The sequence below is a fragment of the Campylobacter sp. 2018MI13 genome (assembly GCF_018501135.1).
Taxonomy (GTDB): Bacteria; Campylobacterota; Campylobacteria; order Campylobacterales; family Campylobacteraceae; genus Campylobacter_E.
The window spans coordinates 1-17,262 of the sequence record NZ_JAHCZC010000037.1 but is presented as its reverse complement, the minus strand read 5'-3'; the positions used below and the strand labels follow the sequence as shown (position 1 = coordinate 17,262).

15 protein-coding genes, 1 tRNA gene and 1 pseudogene are annotated in these 17,262 nt (G+C 27.6%); 4 read left to right on the top strand and 13 right to left on the bottom strand.

Annotated elements, in window-relative coordinates:
- Window positions 1-481 (top strand): hypothetical protein (locus KJQ99_RS05240; RefSeq protein ID WP_214150197.1); only part of this gene is annotated, 481 nt, incomplete at its 5' end.
- A 15-nt stretch (window positions 482-496) separates the two neighbouring features.
- On the opposite strand, the gene KJQ99_RS05235 is transcribed toward KJQ99_RS05240, so the two are convergent.
- The 6 genes from KJQ99_RS05235 to KJQ99_RS05210 all read right to left on the bottom strand — a co-directional run bounded on the left by KJQ99_RS05235 (window position 497) and on the right by KJQ99_RS05210 (window position 8,312).
- Window positions 497-2,743 carry a FecR family protein gene (locus KJQ99_RS05235; RefSeq protein WP_214150196.1) on the bottom strand — a complete coding sequence of 749 codons (2,247 nt, stop codon included), beginning with the start codon at window positions 2,741-2,743 and terminating at the stop codon, window positions 497-499.
- Window positions 2,744-2,752: 9 nt separating this feature from the next.
- Window positions 2,753-5,056, bottom strand: a complete 2,304-nt coding sequence (locus KJQ99_RS05230) for a FecR family protein (RefSeq protein ID WP_214150195.1) — start codon at window positions 5,054-5,056, stop codon at window positions 2,753-2,755.
- 55 nt (window positions 5,057-5,111) lie between these two features.
- On the bottom strand, window positions 5,112-6,413 hold the full coding sequence (locus tag KJQ99_RS05225) for an outer membrane beta-barrel protein (protein WP_214117623.1): 1,302 nt from the start codon (window positions 6,411-6,413) through the stop codon (window positions 5,112-5,114).
- Between the two features lie 5 nt (window positions 6,414-6,418).
- Entirely contained in the window at window positions 6,419-6,628 is a 210-nt protein-coding gene (locus tag KJQ99_RS05220; RefSeq protein WP_214117624.1) for an alkylphosphonate utilization protein, read from the bottom strand.
- Window positions 6,629-6,650: 22 nt separating this feature from the next.
- A tRNA-Leu gene (locus tag KJQ99_RS05215) sits at window positions 6,651-6,737 on the bottom strand.
- A 126-nt stretch (window positions 6,738-6,863) separates the two neighbouring features.
- Window positions 6,864-8,312 carry a DASS family sodium-coupled anion symporter gene (locus tag KJQ99_RS05210; protein ID WP_214119728.1) on the bottom strand — a complete coding sequence of 483 codons (1,449 nt, stop codon included), beginning with the start codon at window positions 8,310-8,312 and terminating at the stop codon, window positions 6,864-6,866.
- A gap of 196 nt (window positions 8,313-8,508) precedes the next feature.
- Here KJQ99_RS05210 and KJQ99_RS05205 point away from each other — a divergent pair, with 196 nt between their 5' ends.
- Window positions 8,509-8,898, top strand: a complete 390-nt coding sequence (locus KJQ99_RS05205; protein WP_214150194.1) for a hypothetical protein — start codon at window positions 8,509-8,511, stop codon at window positions 8,896-8,898.
- 3 nt (window positions 8,899-8,901) lie between these two features.
- Here the strand turns inward: KJQ99_RS05205 and KJQ99_RS05200 are convergent, their stop codons facing one another.
- The 4 genes from KJQ99_RS05200 to rplM all read right to left on the bottom strand — a co-directional run bounded on the left by KJQ99_RS05200 (window position 8,902) and on the right by rplM (window position 12,179).
- A complete protein-coding gene (locus KJQ99_RS05200; protein WP_214150193.1) occupies window positions 8,902-10,221 on the bottom strand; it encodes an APC family permease in 1,320 nt (439 codons plus the stop codon).
- 144 nt (window positions 10,222-10,365) lie between these two features.
- Entirely contained in the window at window positions 10,366-11,343 is a 978-nt protein-coding gene (locus tag KJQ99_RS05195) for an OmpA family protein (RefSeq protein WP_214150192.1), read from the bottom strand.
- 25 nt (window positions 11,344-11,368) lie between these two features.
- Window positions 11,369-11,758, bottom strand: a complete 390-nt coding sequence (gene rpsI / locus KJQ99_RS05190; RefSeq protein ID WP_214117629.1) for a 30S ribosomal protein S9 — start codon at window positions 11,756-11,758, stop codon at window positions 11,369-11,371.
- Between the two features lies 1 nt (window position 11,759).
- Complete coding sequence (gene rplM / locus KJQ99_RS05185; RefSeq protein ID WP_214117630.1) at window positions 11,760-12,179, bottom strand: 50S ribosomal protein L13; 420 nt, start codon at window positions 12,177-12,179, stop codon at window positions 11,760-11,762.
- A 201-nt stretch (window positions 12,180-12,380) separates the two neighbouring features.
- Here rplM and KJQ99_RS05180 point away from each other — a divergent pair, with 201 nt between their 5' ends.
- A complete protein-coding gene (locus KJQ99_RS05180; protein WP_214150191.1) occupies window positions 12,381-13,658 on the top strand; it encodes a major outer membrane protein in 1,278 nt (425 codons plus the stop codon).
- Between the two features lie 344 nt (window positions 13,659-14,002).
- Entirely contained in the window at window positions 14,003-14,302 is a 300-nt protein-coding gene (locus tag KJQ99_RS05175) for a hypothetical protein (RefSeq protein ID WP_214150190.1), read from the top strand.
- A gap of 193 nt (window positions 14,303-14,495) precedes the next feature.
- Here the strand turns inward: KJQ99_RS05175 and KJQ99_RS05170 are convergent, their stop codons facing one another.
- The 3 genes and pseudogenes from KJQ99_RS05170 to KJQ99_RS05160 form a co-directional block, all read right to left on the bottom strand.
- Window positions 14,496-15,842: a rhodanese-like domain-containing protein gene (locus tag KJQ99_RS05170; protein WP_214150189.1), complete on the bottom strand. Its 1,347-nt coding sequence runs from the start codon at window positions 15,840-15,842 to the stop codon at window positions 14,496-14,498.
- Window positions 15,839-16,726 carry a YeeE/YedE family protein gene (locus KJQ99_RS05165; RefSeq protein WP_214150188.1) on the bottom strand — a complete coding sequence of 296 codons (888 nt, stop codon included), beginning with the start codon at window positions 16,724-16,726 and terminating at the stop codon, window positions 15,839-15,841. Before KJQ99_RS05165 ends, KJQ99_RS05170 begins: the two co-directional genes overlap by 4 nt.
- Before the next feature lie 100 nt (window positions 16,727-16,826).
- Window positions 16,827-17,262, bottom strand: a pseudogene (locus KJQ99_RS05160) (hypothetical protein); the annotation flags it as partial.

Genomic DNA, 17,262 nt, shown 5'->3' with positions numbered 1-17,262 from the left:
ATGTAATATAAATGTAATAAATAAAGTAGGTGGTAAAATGAAAAATTACATTAGAGCTATTGAAATATTAAAAGAACTTGAAACATTACTTGATAATGATAGTGTGTTTTTGCAGAGTGAAGAAGATAGAATTAATGATGAAAAATTTATCAAAAAGGTAGCAAAAGATTTCCCAAATACTCCTTACGAGCAAATAAAACAAGAAATAATCACGCTATTAACAACACAATGTAACGAACAATATATTATATATCACAATAAAAGATATTTGCTATTAACACCTAGTCTAAAAGTGATTACATATATTTTTAGTTGTATTAATCAAGACAAACTAACTAATGTCAAAAAAATAGATTTTGAAAATGATGAAACTACTAATTTTTTAAATATCTGCATAGATATTGCTAGGAAATGTAGTGAAGAAATAAAATATAGAAATGATAAATTAAGAAGTTTATTAGGAGAATTAGGTCAAATCTAACTCCCCTAAAAATTATTATTTTCCTTGAACTGCTTTATCGTAAGTATCTTTAACTAATTTATGTGCTGCAGAAGTATTTACATATTGTAAAATATCAGAATCTACGTTATGATTAGCTCCATTTATAACAACATTACCTTTTAATATAGCTCCAACTTTATCAGCCTTCACTTCAAAATTATAATCATTATTGCTATCGCCTACTGTTAGTGTATAACCTGAATTTACATCTCTAATACTATTTATATTAAATTTTTGAGAATGTTTAACATCTTGAACCACTCCATTAGTTCTTTTAACATAGGTAGCATCTCCGATATTTTTATCAAAAGTTATCCTATAAATATTTCCATACCCACCATCATATACTACATAACTATCTACTTCTTGCTTAGCGGGATTTAATTTAATTGAGCTTCCACTACCTGCATAAAAATATTCCTTATCTTCATCAGCACCTAAATATTTACTTTTATAAGTATCTTTATATTTATCAAATTCATTAGAAAAGTATTGAAATCTATTTTGCGGGTCTAATTGAGTATCCATCAAACTAGAAATTACACTTCCAAAATTAATTTCTGCTTTATTTTTATCTGCTTTTAAAGCAAAATCTTGATTTTTAATGCCATTAGAAGCATTTGCTTGTATATTATAAGTAGATGAGCCGTTAATAGGTGATATGGTTTTGTTATATACATCATAAGTTTGCTTATCATAAGAACTTCCTGAACTCGTTGCGTTTTCGTAATATATTTTATTTGCATATTTAAAATCAGCATAAAGTTTTTTAGCTTCCTTTGCATCTGCATAATAATAAGCAATAGATGAATTTTTAAGATTTAACTGCATTGCAGCTTTATTTGAACCATAATAAAATACCTTATTTAAATCTGATACATTGAAATAATCCTTGTTTTTTTCAAATAATGTATTTGTAAAATTACCCCACTCTTTATCTATAGCATTATAATTAGAATTTGTGCTTGTGTCTTTTAACATAGAAAAACTATCATCTAAAATATTTGCTTCTAATTTTTCTTTATTAGCAGTATAACTTACTTTTCCATCATTAGCACTAAATTTTAAATCGCTATATCCATCTAAACCACTAATTGTAGTATCTGTTAAACTATATGAAAAATCTTCAACACTATTAGCATCATTTGTAGTTTTTAATATGTTTAGCTGATTATTTGTAACGCTAATTTTTTTAAAATCTGTAATATTATTACCGCTTTTAGTATTACTAAGGATATTTAAACTACCTTTTTTTACATTAAGCTCTGCAGCGTCTTGTCTAACATCGCCACTTCTTAGGCTAGTATTTGATGAATAATAATAGTTTTTATTGTCTGCATTTGAAAAATATTTATTATAAACAGGCTCACTAGGAACTATTGGCATATCTGGTTTATTTGTGTCATTATCATTATTTTCTTCATCTTCTTTATTATTATCAGAATTTTCATCATCTTCTTTTTCTAATAAAGCCACTACTTTATTATTAATTTCTTCTTTAATTTCAATTTGCTCACTAGTTTGTAAAGTATTTTTAGAATTTGAATTAGTGTTTTCAGCTTTAATATCACTACTTAAAGTAATACTTGTTACTTTATTGTTATTATTTGTAGTGCTTTGTTTATCTTCTTGTTTTTCTTGTATTTTTTCTGGTTTATTATCTTCGTTAATATTTGCTTTGGTTAAAGAAAAATCATTTACTTTTAAAGGTTCAACTTTAATTACCTTAGTATTTGAAAAGCTTATTTGTTTTCCTGAATCAATTAAAGAAGTTTTATTACCTAATCTAACATCTATTGCACCTTGTAAGCAAGCTAATTTATTTATATTAAGTCCAACTTCTCCTACAAACACTGTTCCTCTAATACCAATTGTTGCTGTATGAGCTTTTAAAGAGAAATTCTTTCTTGCTAATTTTGAGATTTCTCCTGTAATTACCTTAAAGCTTCCTTCACTTACTTCAAGATTTACTTTAGAGTTTTTTCCATCTAATAAGAATTGTTTTATTTCTAAGCTTGTGTTTTTACCTAGAGTAGTAACGGTGTTATCATTAAAGATTATTTGTAATCTTGCATTGTTTCCCGTTTTTATAATATCGCTTTCATCAAGTTCTTGATTTAATAAAGCTTTTATTTCATTACCTTTTGAGATAACTACTGCATCACCTCTAATGGCTGATATTTTACCTACGCTTGCATAGGTTAGAGTTATTACACTTAATAAAATTACAAGTTTTCTCATATATATTCCTTACTTATTTTTAATCTCATTAATCTTTTTATTTATATCTGAAATATTTAAAGATTTTTTTAATTCATCTGTTTTTATCTTTAAATCCTCATTTGCTATTTTGCTTTCTATTTGTAATTTAGCCTTACTTGCTTCCGTTTCTAATTTAATAGAAGTCTTATCAAGTTCATTGCTATCAATTTTTAATTTATATTGAGAATTATCAATATCCATAGTTGAATTTACTTGAGGATTTATTCTAGTTATTACATTGTTTTTATTATACACTCCTAGTAATTTACTATTCTGTAATTCAAATAAAACATCAGAAGTATCATTAATCTTGCTATAACTAGCAAAATACGAATCACTTGGCTTTAACTTAACATAATTATTTTTCGTATCAGCATAATAAAATTCTTGAGCTGGGTTTGTATAAAATTCTTTAAAGAATTTATTTTTTTCATTATCCCAATCAGCTAATTGTTTTCTATAATTTGAAGAATTGGTGCCTTTTAAATTTTCTTTTATATTTAAAATATTTAAATCCAAACTACCATTTTTTGCAGTGTATTCAATTTGTTCTTTATTGACATAAGCAGTAGTTCTATAATGATCCGAAGTTGAATCTACATCAGTAGGAGCTTGAAAATTCATTGTATAGCCGTTGTATTCTAAATCTTCTATATCATATTCACGCATTTGCAAATAATTATGGTTCATAACAAAATATCTTAAATTATAAGCACTATCCCTACCATCTTTTTTAGTTTGCTCTTTTGAATAATAAGTTAAAAGTCCTCTTGATAAATCAAGTTCAGCGGCAGAATTTGTATTTGAGTAATAATTAATAGCTGTTTGATTATTTTTTTCTATATCACTTTTAAAACTATTCCAATCATCTTTTAAAGTTGTAAAATGAGATAAATCTGATTTGCTTAAATCATAATTAATACCAATTAATTGAGCTTTTAATTCATTTTTATTTGCACTAAAACTAGCATAATCTGATGAATATTCTAAATTCTTTTCAGCATTAGGCGTATTAAGACTAGTATTTTGCAAGTTATAATTTTGAGTTTTGATTTCTTTAGTTCCTAAATCAGAAACATTGTAGCTATTGCTAGTAAGAGTATTCTTTTTACCATCTAAAGTATAATAATCAAAAGATTTAACACTCTTATCGTTTTCTAATTTTCTACCATATAAATCAAGTGTCATAGTTCCTAAATTAAGACTTGCTGCACTTTTAGAATTTAAATCTTCTGAATAGTAATAATAACTATTTACATTGTTATTAGCAAAGTATTTATTAGGTATAGAAGGTTCTAATTTAGTCCATTCTTTTTCATCTTTAATCACTGGCACATCAGGTATTGCCACATTATTATCATTTGGCTTATTTTCTGGTGTGCTTGTATTATTATCAGGATTACTTGGCGTATCTGGTGTCGTATTTGGATTACTTGGAATACCTAAATCATCACTAGGTTTATTTGGAGCAATTTCTGGCACATTATCTGTATTTAAAGAATTATCATTTTTTGCAATGATTTCAGTTACTTCTTCTTTAATATCGCTTGCAATATTCATTTGCTCACTAGTTTGTAAAGTATTTTTAGAATTTGAATTAGTGTTTTCAGCTTTAATATCACTACTTAAAGTAATACTTGTTACTTTATTGTTATTATTTGTAGTGCTTTGTTTATCTTCTTGTTTTTCTTGTATTTTTTCTGGTTTATTATCTTCGTTAATATTTGCTTTGGTTAAAGAAAAATCATTTACTTTTAAAGGTTCAACTTTAATTACCTTAGTATTTGAAAAGCTTATTTGTTTTCCTGAATCAATTAAAGAAGTTTTATTACCTAATCTAACATCTATTGCACCTTGTAAGCAAGCTAATTTATTTATATTAAGTCCAACTTCTCCTACAAACACTGTTCCTCTAATACCAATTGTTGCTGTATGAGCTTTTAAAGAGAAATTCTTTCTTGCTAATTTTGAGATTTCTCCTGTAATTACCTTAAAGCTTCCTTCACTTACTTCAAGATTTACTTTAGAGTTTTTTCCATCTAATAAGAATTGTTTTATTTCTAAGCTTGTGTTTTTACCTAGAGTAGTAACGGTGTTATCATTAAAGATTATTTGTAATCTTGCATTGTTTCCCGTTTTTATAATATCGCTTTCATCAAGTTCTTGATTTAATAAAGCTTTTATTTCATTACCTTTTGAGATAACTACTGCATCACCTCTAATGGCTGATATTTTACCTACGCTTGCATAGGTTAGAGTTATTACACTTAATAACAATAATATTTTTTTCATAGCGTATCCTTTCAAAATGATGCCAAATTATAGCATATTTTAAAAGGTTGTTAGCTTAAAATTTATATTTATACATTAAATTAGTGTAAAGATTATCGTAAGAATTGTATTCAATACTTGATTTTACCCTATTATATCCTAAATCAAGTGAGAAGAAATTATGATGATCCATATTGTATTCAGCACCAAAATTTACCCTATAGGTTATATCGTTTCTCGTATTTAAGAAGATTTTTTCATCATATTTACTTTTAGCATAACCTAAACTTGCTTTTAATATTACTTGTTTATTTAACATATAAATAATTCCGGCAGTAGCTGAATATTCTTTATAATTATTTGAACTTTCTTTAATTCTGCTAGTTTTTTCTATATCATAAGCAATTTTTAGATAAGACATACTTCTTTGAGAAATAATCTTACTCATAGCATAAATACTATGATGATTTGAATCATTCTCTTTATTATCTTCTATCAAATAATTATTGTGATTAATTGTATAGCCTAGACCAAAAGCTAGCCCACTTTCAGTATAATAATCACCTGAAATATCTGCTGTAAAGGTATTTAAATATCTTTTTTGTTTTAAAATAATATAATCATAAGACATTAAAATATTTAATTTAAATTGTCTTGATATCTCAAAACCATTATTAATTGAAGCTGTAAATACACTTAAATTCTGAAAATCTTCTTCAATTGGTTTTATATAATACTTATTATAAAAATTAATATTTATATCATAATCATATACATTATTAACTTGTTTTTTATAGCCAGCATTAAGATTAGCTAAAATACTACTAGCTGGTTGGTGCTTAGCACCTGGTATTGGAAAATTAATGCCTAATTGTGGTACTGGTAAATAACTATCTTTTAAATTCTGCTTTTTTGGATTGCTATCATATCCATATCCAAAACCAATACTCGCATAAGGTATATTTATTTCATTATTGGCTTTTTGTTGATATTTAACATTTTTTAACATACTAGCAACTAAAGCTTTCTCATCATCATTTAAGCGTTCATCATCTTTTAAATTCTCTAGTTCTAATTTAAGTAAAGCTAAATTCCCATTTTTTTGATAAATAATAGCACTTTGTAATCTCGCTTCTGTATTAGTATCATCTAATACTAAAACCCTATCATAAGCAGCTAAAGCTTCATCGTATAAACCTAATCTAAAAGCACTTTTACCCATAATTAGATTTAAATTAATATCAGAGCAAGTTTGCTTACAAATAGAACTAGCTATATCATAAGAAGTTTTATAATCTTCTTGATTATACGCATTTACTAAGTCATCAAATGGATTTGCTAATAAAGCAATAGGTAAAAATGTTAAAAATTTTTTCATAAATGTTAAGCCTTTTTTAAAAAACAAGTTTTTAAAACTATAACTCCGTGTTTATCAACTTTTGCTTCTATTTCATCATCATTTGAAGTAAGCTTTATGTTTTTTACATTAGTTCCTCTTTTAATAGTTAAAGAACTGCCTTTTACTTTCAAATCTTTAATAACGCTAACATTATCTCCTGCTTGTAATTCGTTTCCGTTTGCGTCTTTTGGCATTTTTATATTCCTTTTTTATTTATGGTGCCCAAGGTCGGACTCGAACCGACACAGGATTGCTCCTACTAGATTTTGAGTCTAGCGCGTCTACCAGTTTCACCACTTGGGCTAAAATTGCATATGATAATAAAATTTGCTTATAAAAAAATAAAAGTGTGATATTTTAAATATATTTTACTTAATATTTGATTATGAAATTCTTGTTTTGATATTCCTATCAAAACAAGAAAAAAAATTAATTCATTCCTAACATTTCCCAATAAGGAAGACCTATTACAAGGCATAAAATAAAAGATACCATAGCCACTACAAATCCAGTAATCCACCATTCTTTTACGGTGTTATATCCAGCTCCAAAAATAACTGAAGCAGCAGGACCACCAAAATGAGTTAATGCTCCGCCATAAGAATTTGTAGTAATTAATAAAAATGCTAATAAATATGGATCAACTCCTGCGCTTTTGCCTATTAAAAATAAAACCGGTAAAAGAGTTGTAATGAAAACGGTTGCACTAGCATATAAATATCTTACGATAATACTAATAAAACCAATGATTATTAATACTATCAATGGGTCTAAATCTAAATTCATATTGCCTTGAATAAATGTTCCAAGCCATTTAAAAAAGCCCAATTTATTCATCATACCTGATAGTGACATAATACCACCAAACCAAAATAATGTCCCTATACACTCTTTAGAACCTGCTATATCTTCAAATTTTAAAACGCCAAGTAATACTGATAAACTCATAGCACCAACAGCTACTGCAGTAGCATCTATATCAATCTTTAATCCAAATAAAGAACTAGCTAAAGACGGAACAGACCAACCAAGCAATGCTAGAACAAAGATTAAAACAAGCATTTTCTCACTTCTTTTCATCTCTCCTAATTCTTCTAAGCCTTGTTTTGAAATTACTACATTATCAATCTTTTTTATATCAGGGCGAACAAAAATATAAACAACTAATGGAATTACACATAAACACACAATACCAGGAATTATCATAGCAACAGCCCAATTCCCCCAATTTAAGTGAGTTCCTAAAATATCATTTGCATAACCAATCACTAGCATATTTCCAGCCATTGCGGTTGCGAAGATAAATGAAGTCATTTTTGTACTCATATAAGAATTACACGCCAAAAATGCACCTACTCTATTTTCTGTTTCAACTTTATCTTTTGATAAAGATTGTGCGATTGAATTTACAATTGGAAAGACAATTCCGCCTGCTCTTGCAGTATTTGATGGAGTTGCAGGTGATACTACTAAGTCTAAAAATGCAGTAACATAGCTAAGTCTTAAAGTAGTTTTACCAAATTTACCTATTAAAAAATAAGCCCATCTTTTACCAAGACCGGTTTTTGTAAATGCAATACTTAAAGCAAATGCAGAAACTATAATCCAAGTAGTTGAACTTGCATAGCCACTTAAAGCTTGTTTTGTAGCTTCTTTTGCACCACCTAAATAAGGTCCCATAAATAGTGCAGTTCCTGCCACTGCAGTAATTAATACCATAGAATTTGGTATAGGCTTAAATACAAGACCTAAAACTGCTGAAAGATAAATACCAAACATTACCCACGCAGCTTCGCTTAAGCCACTTGGCACGGGCAAAATAGTAGCGAATAAAAATGGAATAGCAATCAAAATAATAATAGAAATTGCTCTTTTCATCATTTCTCCTTAAAAAAAATTAAAAAATTAAGATTACTTTAGCAGAATAATTCATAAAATGTATTTAAATTGTATTTAAAACTTTAAAAAATGTGTATAAAAGTAACACTTATTATAAATTATTATCTTTTTTTGAAAAAAAATATAATATATTTCATAACTTTTTATAATATGAAAAATTTAATTAGGAAAAAATATGAGAAAATTAGCTGTTTTTATTTTAAGTTTAAATTTATTTGCATATACTTTAGATTTTCCTGGAGATAAAATTCCTTTTAGTGAAAATCCAGATTGGAAAGACCCAACTATACCTAAAAATTTATATCAAAACGATGATATAAATTATGATTTGCAAAAAAAAATAAGTGAATTAGATGAAAAAAAATTAAGAAAATTAAAAAAAGCTTTAGATATATTATTTGAAGATGAAGAAGAATTACAAGAAGAAATTCCCCAAACTGAACCCATAAAAATAAAGGAACCAACTCCAGATGAATATATACAAATTAGCATCAGCGGAGAAAAACCTATAAAAAAACAAAAAAATACTTATCAAAACAATAATATTTTGATAAATATTAAATAAGCTTTATTTATTACGAGTTTTATTAAAACTAAAAATAGCAATTATTAATGCTAGTATAGGAGAACTCATAATTTGTAAAAAATATATTAATTCACTTTGCTCTTCTTCGTTTGGAGTAATAAAACTTAATATTAAAGCAAATACTACGCTACTAAGACCTAATATCGCTAAAAAATAACTAAGAATTTGATTTTGTATTTTAAATTCTAATTCATTTTCACAATAATTTTTTAATTTAAAATATGCTAAAAACATTGCAATATAAGGTAAAAAATAACTAACCGTAGTAAGAGAACTAAGTAGCCAATAAATATCTTGAGATTTATTAAAAAATACACAAAATATACAAATAATACTAACTAAAAATGCCTGAAAAAATAAAGCCTTATAAGGGGTATTATATTTTGGATGTGGTTTTGCTTCATAAAATTTAATTATTCCTTCTTTTGAAGCATTAGCTAGCATATATATTGGCGCTACCAACCAAGAATTAATCTGCCCTAAAGTGCCTACAAATAAACTAAAAGCCATTAATTGACTAAGACCTTTAAAACCCAAATTGTTTTCAGCATAAGTAATTGCTTGCATAATACCATCTAATATATCAGTATCTTTTGCAGGATATATCACATTAACACAAAAAGTGCCTAAAATATAAATACCTACTATTATAAATGCGCTAAAAAATATAGCTTTTGGATAATTTTTTTGAGCGTTATCAATTTTAGCACCTATCATTGTGCTAAGCTCAAGCCCTGCAAATGCAAACATCATAGTGCTTGAAAACACTAAAGTATTTAAATCAAGTGTAATTAAATACCCTGAATTATAAGGAGTTGTGATTTTGTGATTAGTCAAATAAAACATTAAAGCTACAACTATTAAAAGCAATGTAGGAAATAAAATTCCAAAATAAACAAATACTTTATTTATTAATTTTGTATATTCAAAACCCCTATAATTTATATATGTCAAAATAAAAAAACTCAATATAGAAAATATTGCGATAAAATAAGATTTTGCCTGTAAATTAAATATATAAGCTAAAGAATTTGCTGCGAAATACAACATCATTGGGAAAAAAGCTAAACAAGATAAAAGATAACAAATCAAACAAAAATAAGCTACTTTTACTCCAAAAGCTTTATTAATCCATAAAAATATACCACCACCCTTAGAAAATCTAGAACCAAGTTCTCCACATATCAAAGCTAAAGGAATAAAAAATCCACATGCTACAAAAAGCCATAAAATAATAGAACTAGCTCCGTATTGTGCGACATAAGGAATTTGTCTTAAAGAAAAAATCCCGATCAAATTCATAAAAATAATATCTTTTATACTCAACTTCATAATAAACCTAAAAAAATAAAATGAAGCGAATAATACTATTAAAATTGTAATAATTTAGAAGAAAAAAAGAAAAGGTTTCACATAATCTGTGAAACCTAAAAATAATTTATAAAATTATTGGCAGATGATTTTTAATTCAACTCTGCGGTTTGCTGCACGGCCTTCTTTTGTTTTGTTATCGCCGATTGCATTTTGGTCGCCAGCCCAACTTGGATTAATTCTGTCTTCACTAACACCAGCTTTTACAAGTTCAGCTTTTACTGCTTTAGCTCTTTTTTCTGATAATTTTTTGTTATAAGCAGATGTACCGATTGAATCTGTATATCCTGTGATATTTGCAAAATATGCAGGCTCTTCTTTAATTAATTTAGCTAAACGCTCAATTTCAGGAATATAGTTAGCAGTTACATTGCTCTTATCAAATCCAAAATTAACTTTAACTAATTCTAAATCATAACATGCTTTTGGTTTTGGTTGTGGTTTTGGCTCAGGTTTAACAACTACTGGCTCAGGTTTAACTTCTACAACTGGTTGTGGAGCTGGAACAACTTCTTCTTTTTTACCATCAAAGTTAAAAATTACACCTAAAGTACTAATTACATGGTGATCAGCGTGGCGGAATTTAATTTGGTCACGAACTTCTGCTCTTAAACCAAAGCTTTTGTAAATTTTATATTTTAAACCAATACCATAATGACCAAACATTCCGTTTTTATTGTCATATAGATTTTCGCTGAAGTTTTCATAACCAACACCTAATAATCCATAGAAATCAAAGTTAGTATCACCAACTTTAACTGGGAATACTAAGTTTAAATAACCTCTATCAATACCCACTGGAGTATGACCTGCATTATCTATACTTTTATATTCACCTTTTTGGTGTTCATAACCAATTTCTGTTCCTACTGCACCATACATATAACCAATTCTTAATCCATAACCAAATTTATTCATAAGGTCAAGATTTCCTTCTGGAACATTGTATGTAGCGATTGGGCTTATTTCTAAGCCTTCAAAATTAATATCACTTGCATTTGCACTAACAGCTATCATTGCAGCTGCACTTAAAACTAAACTCATCTTTTTCATAAATACTCCTAATTTCAAAATCGAATTAACGTTTACTAAATTGTGGTTTTCTTCTTGCTTTTCTGCGGCCGTATTTTTTACGCTCAACCACACGACTATCACGAGTTAATAAACCTTGTGGTTTAAGTAGCGCTCTAAAATCAGCACTCATAGCAGCTAAAGCACGAGAAATTCCGTGTCTTAAAGCTTCAGCTTGAGCATTATAACCACCACCTAATGTGCTAGCTGTAATGTCCATTAAACCTTCTTGCTTAGTTACTAATAAAGGTTGAACTACCTTTAATTTAATAGCTTCGTGTCCGCCTAACCAAGTATTTAAATCAACGCCATTCACTATAATTTTACCACTTCCAGCCTTAGCCCAAACTTTAGCTATTGCAGTTTTTCTTTTACCTGTTGCATAAACTTTTGCCATTTTACTTTCCTTTTACCTGAGCTGTATGTGGGTGTTCGCTACCTGCATAAACTTTTAATTTCTTAAGCATTGCACGACCTAAAGTAGTTTTAGGCAACATTCCACGAACTGCTAATTTATATAATTTTGCTGGATTATTTGCTAATAAATCACCGAATTTTTCACTCTTAGTGCTTCCAAAATAGCCTGAATGTCTGTGATATAATTTATCATCAGCTTTGTTTGTTCCAGTAAATTCTGCTTTAGATGCGTTGATAATTACAACATAATCTCCGCAATCAACATTTGGTGTATAACAAGGCTTATGTTTGCCTTTTAATATTGTCGCAACTTCTGTTAAAAGACGACCGAAACGCTTACCTTCAGCATCTACAATTATCCAATCTCTTTTAACTTCGTTTGGCTTTGTTATTTTTGTCATGATTTTACCTTTGCCAAAATTTTTTAAAAAGCTGATTATATGTTTTTAATCTTAATAAAATCTTAAATTAAGATAATTTTAAGATAAATTAAAAATAAAATTTGACTTTTTTAAATTCTAAAAAAATTATTCCATTTAAGTTTATTTTAAAGATGGGGGGGGGTAGAATAGCATTGCAATTTTTAAAAAAAGGATGTAAAAATGAAACTAGTAAAACTTAGTTTAATTGCAGTAATTACTGCAGGTTCAATGTCAGTTGCAAATGCTGTTGCTTTAGATGAAGCTATTCAAAATGTAGATTTATCAGGTATGTTAAGATATAGATATGAAGGAATTAGCGAAAAAAATTCATTAAAAGACAAATCTACAAAAGATACAATCCAATTACACGGATATAAAGCTCAATTAAAATTCACTTCAGATATAGCTGATAATTTTAAAGCTACTGCATTATTTCAGTATTCAAACCAAGATGCTTCATTTGCTTTAAACAAACCAGGTTTAACACCATCTAATGAAGCTTTAAGAGATAAAGTTGAAAATAATATAAATACAAGCAAAACTTTTAATATAAGAGATGCTTATTTAACTTACACGAATTACGATACCTCATTTATGTTCGGTAGAATGGAAATTGGCTCAATTTGGACTGATGATTTATTAGGAACAGGATTAAAAATCGTAAATAATAGCATTGAGAATGTAACTTTAGCAGCTTATGCTTTTGATAATTACAATAAAGATAGTGATTTAGGCGTTATTGCTACAAAAAATGATGATGATAGTATAAAAAGTGTAAGTGGTAAAAATATATATGGTATAGCAGCAATTGCTAATTTTGACCCAGTAGCAGCAGAGTTATGGGTAGCAAATATGGCTAGTTGGGGCACATTATATACGGTAGATTTCAATGTTAATTTAGGTGATAAAGATGATTTCGCATACAATATTCACGCTCAATACGCAGGTAATAATCTTAAAAAAGATAGAAAAGATTTATTAAAAAAAGCTACAGGCGACGAAGTAGCTAATGGTAATTTTTATGCTATTGAAGCTGGCTTTGACGCATTCGGCTTAGATTTTAATATAGGTTATGCTGGTTATGGTAAAAAGGATAAAGCTACAATTAATACTATAGAAGATAGTGGCAAATTGATTAATTATGGCGAATACGCTATGAAAGATTACCAAACAGGAGCAGTAGGTAAAAAAGATTTCGTATTCGGAACAATTGGTTATACATTTGAAGATGTAAGATTTGGTGTTGATATTATTAACGGAACAAATAAAATCAAAAATGGCGATAAAACTGATAAAGAAAAATTATTTGAAGTTAAGCCACAACTATCTTATAAATATAGCGACAAATTAAACTTCTCAGCATTCTATGCTTATGGTAAAACAAAAAATTATGAAGGTATAGAAGATTGTAAAAAAGATGAAAAACTAATCAGATTTGAAGCAAAATATACATTCTAAAAATAGCTAGGCATTAAGCCTAGCACTAGATTAATTTGGCCTAACACTTATAAAAACTTAATTTAACTAATTTCAAACTCTTGGTGTTAGGCTTACTTAGTCTAGCTTTTGCAACTAACACCTTCTTTAAACACTGCTCCATAATCGTTTTTTGAATCAGGTTTAACTAAATCTAAATTCTTTTGCACTTCTAAGCTCTAATCAATCTAAACAAACAAGTTTTTTAAAACTAATAGCAATACGATTAAGTAATTTAAGGTATTACGAAAGGCTGAAAATATTTACAATGCGTTGTTTTTTTTTTTTTTTATTATTTAACACATAAATCAAAATAGGAGACAATTATGTCAAAGAATACAAAAACGATGATATGTCCTTTTTGTGATGAAGAATTAAGATTTGGTGTAAAAGTATGCAGGGGTTGTCAAGCTGAAATTACTTACGAACACGAGAGAACATTTTCATCTGGCCATTTTGTTGCTTTTTGTATAATAACTTATATACTATTTAATTTTTATAAATCAATACATAGTTGGGGTTTTTGGATACTTATTTTTTTAGATATAAAATTTTTCGCTGGTATTTTCCCCATAAATCCAAAAGCAAAACCTGAAGCAAAATTTGAAAGAAGGCAATTTAGATAATTAAAAAACTATAAAAATTTTAAAAGCTCATCGCTTAATCAAAAAATACAAATTAATTTAAGCGAGAGCTTTTTTGAGCCTACACTTAGCAAAACTCTCATTTTAACAATTACAATAATTTTATTTAGTGTTGCATATACTCTTTATAATCATTTTATGATGATTAAAGCTATTCTTTAAGAATAGCTTTTGATTAGCTTTTACAACTAGCACCTTCTTTAAACACTGCTCCATAATCGTTTTTTGAATCAGGTTTAACTAAATCTAAATTCTTTTGCACTTCTAAGTTCTCATCCATTTGCCAAGCATTCCAGCCACCATCATATACATAAATATTTTCCCAACCATCAAGTAAGGCAATAAACCAAGCAACACTAGCTCTCCAGCCTGTGCCACAATAAAAAGCTAAATTATCATTTTTATTAATGCCTTGACTTTGCCATAATTCATATATTTCATAAGGATTTCTAAGCGTTCCATCAGGGTCATAATAATCAGCCACATTAGATGAATTTGTCCCTGCAAATCCCCAAATAGCTCCTTTTGGCTCACCACTTTTTGGTATATAATCATAACCACTAATTTTACCTATAAACTCATCCCAAGCCCTAATACTTACTAACTTTAAATCTCCTTTATAATTTTTAATATCATCTGGCATTGATATATTTATATTAGCATTTGCAGGAATTATCGCTTTAAAATCACTTTCTTTATTAGGTATATTTGAAGTTTTTTCTATGCTAAATCCTGCTTCTTGCCAAGAATATAGCCCACCATTTAAAAATCTAACATCTTTAACCCCAGCGTATTTTAGTGCAAAAAATACTCTTAAAGCTGCCATTTGATTTTTAGAATATAAAATTATAGTTTTTTCGCTTGTTATTCCTAAGCTTAAAAGATTATTTTCTAAAGTTTTTGCATCACTTAAATTCCAAACAGGAGCATTCTCTATTAAATCAGTATTAAAATGATAAGCACCTTTTATATGCTCGCTGTATTCATCACTATTTTCTCCCCAACTAACCTCAAAAACCATAAAGTCTTTACCATCAAAACTCTCAACTTTTTTGCCTTGCATTAAGTCATTTAGCCATTTAGGATAGACTGCTAGTTGATAGTTTTTAAGTTTTACTAAATCATTATTATTTGCATAATCTATAAAATCAGCATAAATCTCGCCTTTATAACCACGAGCTAAAAACTCCGAGCTAACTTTTTTTATCTCATCTAAATTAGAACCATAAAATACGAGCTTTTTATCCTTTGTAATGCCTTTGCCTTTGAAATATTCTTCAAATTTTTTATTTTCAACAAAATCCATTGATAAAGCACTAATATTTAAAGCCCCTTTAATATGACCGCCGTTTTTTGCCCCATCTTCGCTAAAACCATTATAATAACTATCAATTCTTGTATCAATTATCAAATAATCACTATTTAATCTAGCTTTAAACTCATCAGTATTTAATAATTTAACATTATCAGCATTAAAACAAGCACTAAAAATAAGTGCAAACAATAAAATTAATTTTTTCACGATACTCTCCTTAAAATAATCAAAAATCCAAAAAGCATAAAAGGTAAAAATATAAAAGCTTGAAAGCTAAAATAAGCACTAGCTATTAAAATATTTGCCACATTGCAACCACTTGCAAGAGAAGCTCCAAAAGCCATCAAAAAGCCTCCAATTACACTAAAATATCCTTGTTTTAGCGATACACCTTGAAGCGAAAATGATTTTAAATTCGCAACAATCCCACCTAAAATACAACCAAATAAAAAATAAACTCCAGAATCTAAATACCTATATTGATTGGTTACTAGATATAAAATCATATTTTTACTAGGAACTGATAAAGTAAAACTAAAACCAATCATTTTCCACATCAAAAGACTTAAAATTGCTAAAACTATTGCTAGAATGCTGATTTTTTTGGCTTTATAGATTAAATATATACTTAAAATTCCAAGTAAAATCACTAAAATAAAAGGCGAAATATTTAAAAAAGTATGAATATTAGTAAGCTCGTTTTTTGTAAAAATATCTATATATTTTTTAAATATTCCATTAAATAAAGCCATACTAAAAGCAAAAGAAAAAGCCGTTATTAAATAAGAACTATTATTAATAACCCTAGTAAAACTACCGCTAACACAAGCTTTGCTAAACGCCATACCAACGCCAAATACAAAGCTACCTATAATAGTAGCAAGTATTGAGAATTTAAACTCGGGTATGGTAATTAGTTTAAAATGTTCTAATGTGAATAAGCCAAGAGATTGTAAAAATATACAAAAACTTAAAGCACTAACAAATGAAAAATCTTTAAAATAAAAAAGATTTCTAAAACCAGAAAAAAAGCAAAATCTATATCTTGCTAATAAAAATCCAAAAACAATTCCAAATATAAGCGTATTCATTACCTAATGACTTTCTAAAATATTTTAGAAATTATATGTTTTGAAAAATAATAAATCTTAATTCGTATTTAGATTATGAATTAAGATTTTCACCACAAAATCAATTAGGGATTATGGAATTTTTTCTAGCTGTTTTTTGCAAAGAAAATAAGCACAAAAACATAAGAATATAATAAATTATATTAATCCTAGCCATAATTTCATCAGCATTTTTACCTTTTTGTAAAGTTTTGTTATAAGCACCTAAAATAAGTTCATCTTCTTTTATTATGTCTTTACTAGCTAATAAATCTTTTTTAGCTTGACTTGCGTTTAGATAAAATGTAATTGGATTTAGCCTATTTGCAATATTTATAGCTTGATAATCCTTAAGATTTATTATGGACTTATTTAAAAAATGATTTTTGGTATTATCTGAAAACACTCCGATAAATGGAGTAATAACACTTGGTTGATTATAAACTCCAATAATTGAAAAAAATAATAACGCTATAAAAATACCTACTTTTAAATAATTTTTTATTGCTATATAATTG

Coding starts and splice junctions, on each gene's coding strand:
- KJQ99_RS05235 (WP_214150196.1), bottom strand. CDS start 2,743: ATGAGAAAACTTGTAATTTTATTAAGTGTAATAACTCTAACCTATGCA.
- KJQ99_RS05230 (WP_214150195.1), bottom strand. CDS start 5,056: ATGAAAAAAATATTATTGTTATTAAGTGTAATAACTCTAACCTATGCA.
- KJQ99_RS05225 (WP_214117623.1), bottom strand. CDS start 6,413: ATGAAAAAATTTTTAACATTTTTACCTATTGCTTTATTAGCAAATCCA.
- KJQ99_RS05220 (WP_214117624.1), bottom strand. CDS start 6,628: ATGCCAAAAGACGCAAACGGAAACGAATTACAAGCAGGAGATAATGTT.
- KJQ99_RS05210 (WP_214119728.1), bottom strand. CDS start 8,312: ATGAAAAGAGCAATTTCTATTATTATTTTGATTGCTATTCCATTTTTA.
- KJQ99_RS05205 (WP_214150194.1), top strand. CDS start 8,509: ATGAGAAAATTAGCTGTTTTTATTTTAAGTTTAAATTTATTTGCATAT.
- KJQ99_RS05200 (WP_214150193.1), bottom strand. CDS start 10,221: ATGAATTTGATCGGGATTTTTTCTTTAAGACAAATTCCTTATGTCGCA.
- KJQ99_RS05195 (WP_214150192.1), bottom strand. CDS start 11,343: ATGAAAAAGATGAGTTTAGTTTTAAGTGCAGCTGCAATGATAGCTGTT.
- rpsI (WP_214117629.1), bottom strand. CDS start 11,758: ATGGCAAAAGTTTATGCAACAGGTAAAAGAAAAACTGCAATAGCTAAA.
- rplM (WP_214117630.1), bottom strand. CDS start 12,179: ATGACAAAAATAACAAAGCCAAACGAAGTTAAAAGAGATTGGATAATT.
- KJQ99_RS05180 (WP_214150191.1), top strand. CDS start 12,381: ATGAAACTAGTAAAACTTAGTTTAATTGCAGTAATTACTGCAGGTTCA.
- KJQ99_RS05175 (WP_214150190.1), top strand. CDS start 14,003: ATGTCAAAGAATACAAAAACGATGATATGTCCTTTTTGTGATGAAGAA.
- KJQ99_RS05165 (WP_214150188.1), bottom strand. CDS start 16,726: ATGAATACGCTTATATTTGGAATTGTTTTTGGATTTTTATTAGCAAGA.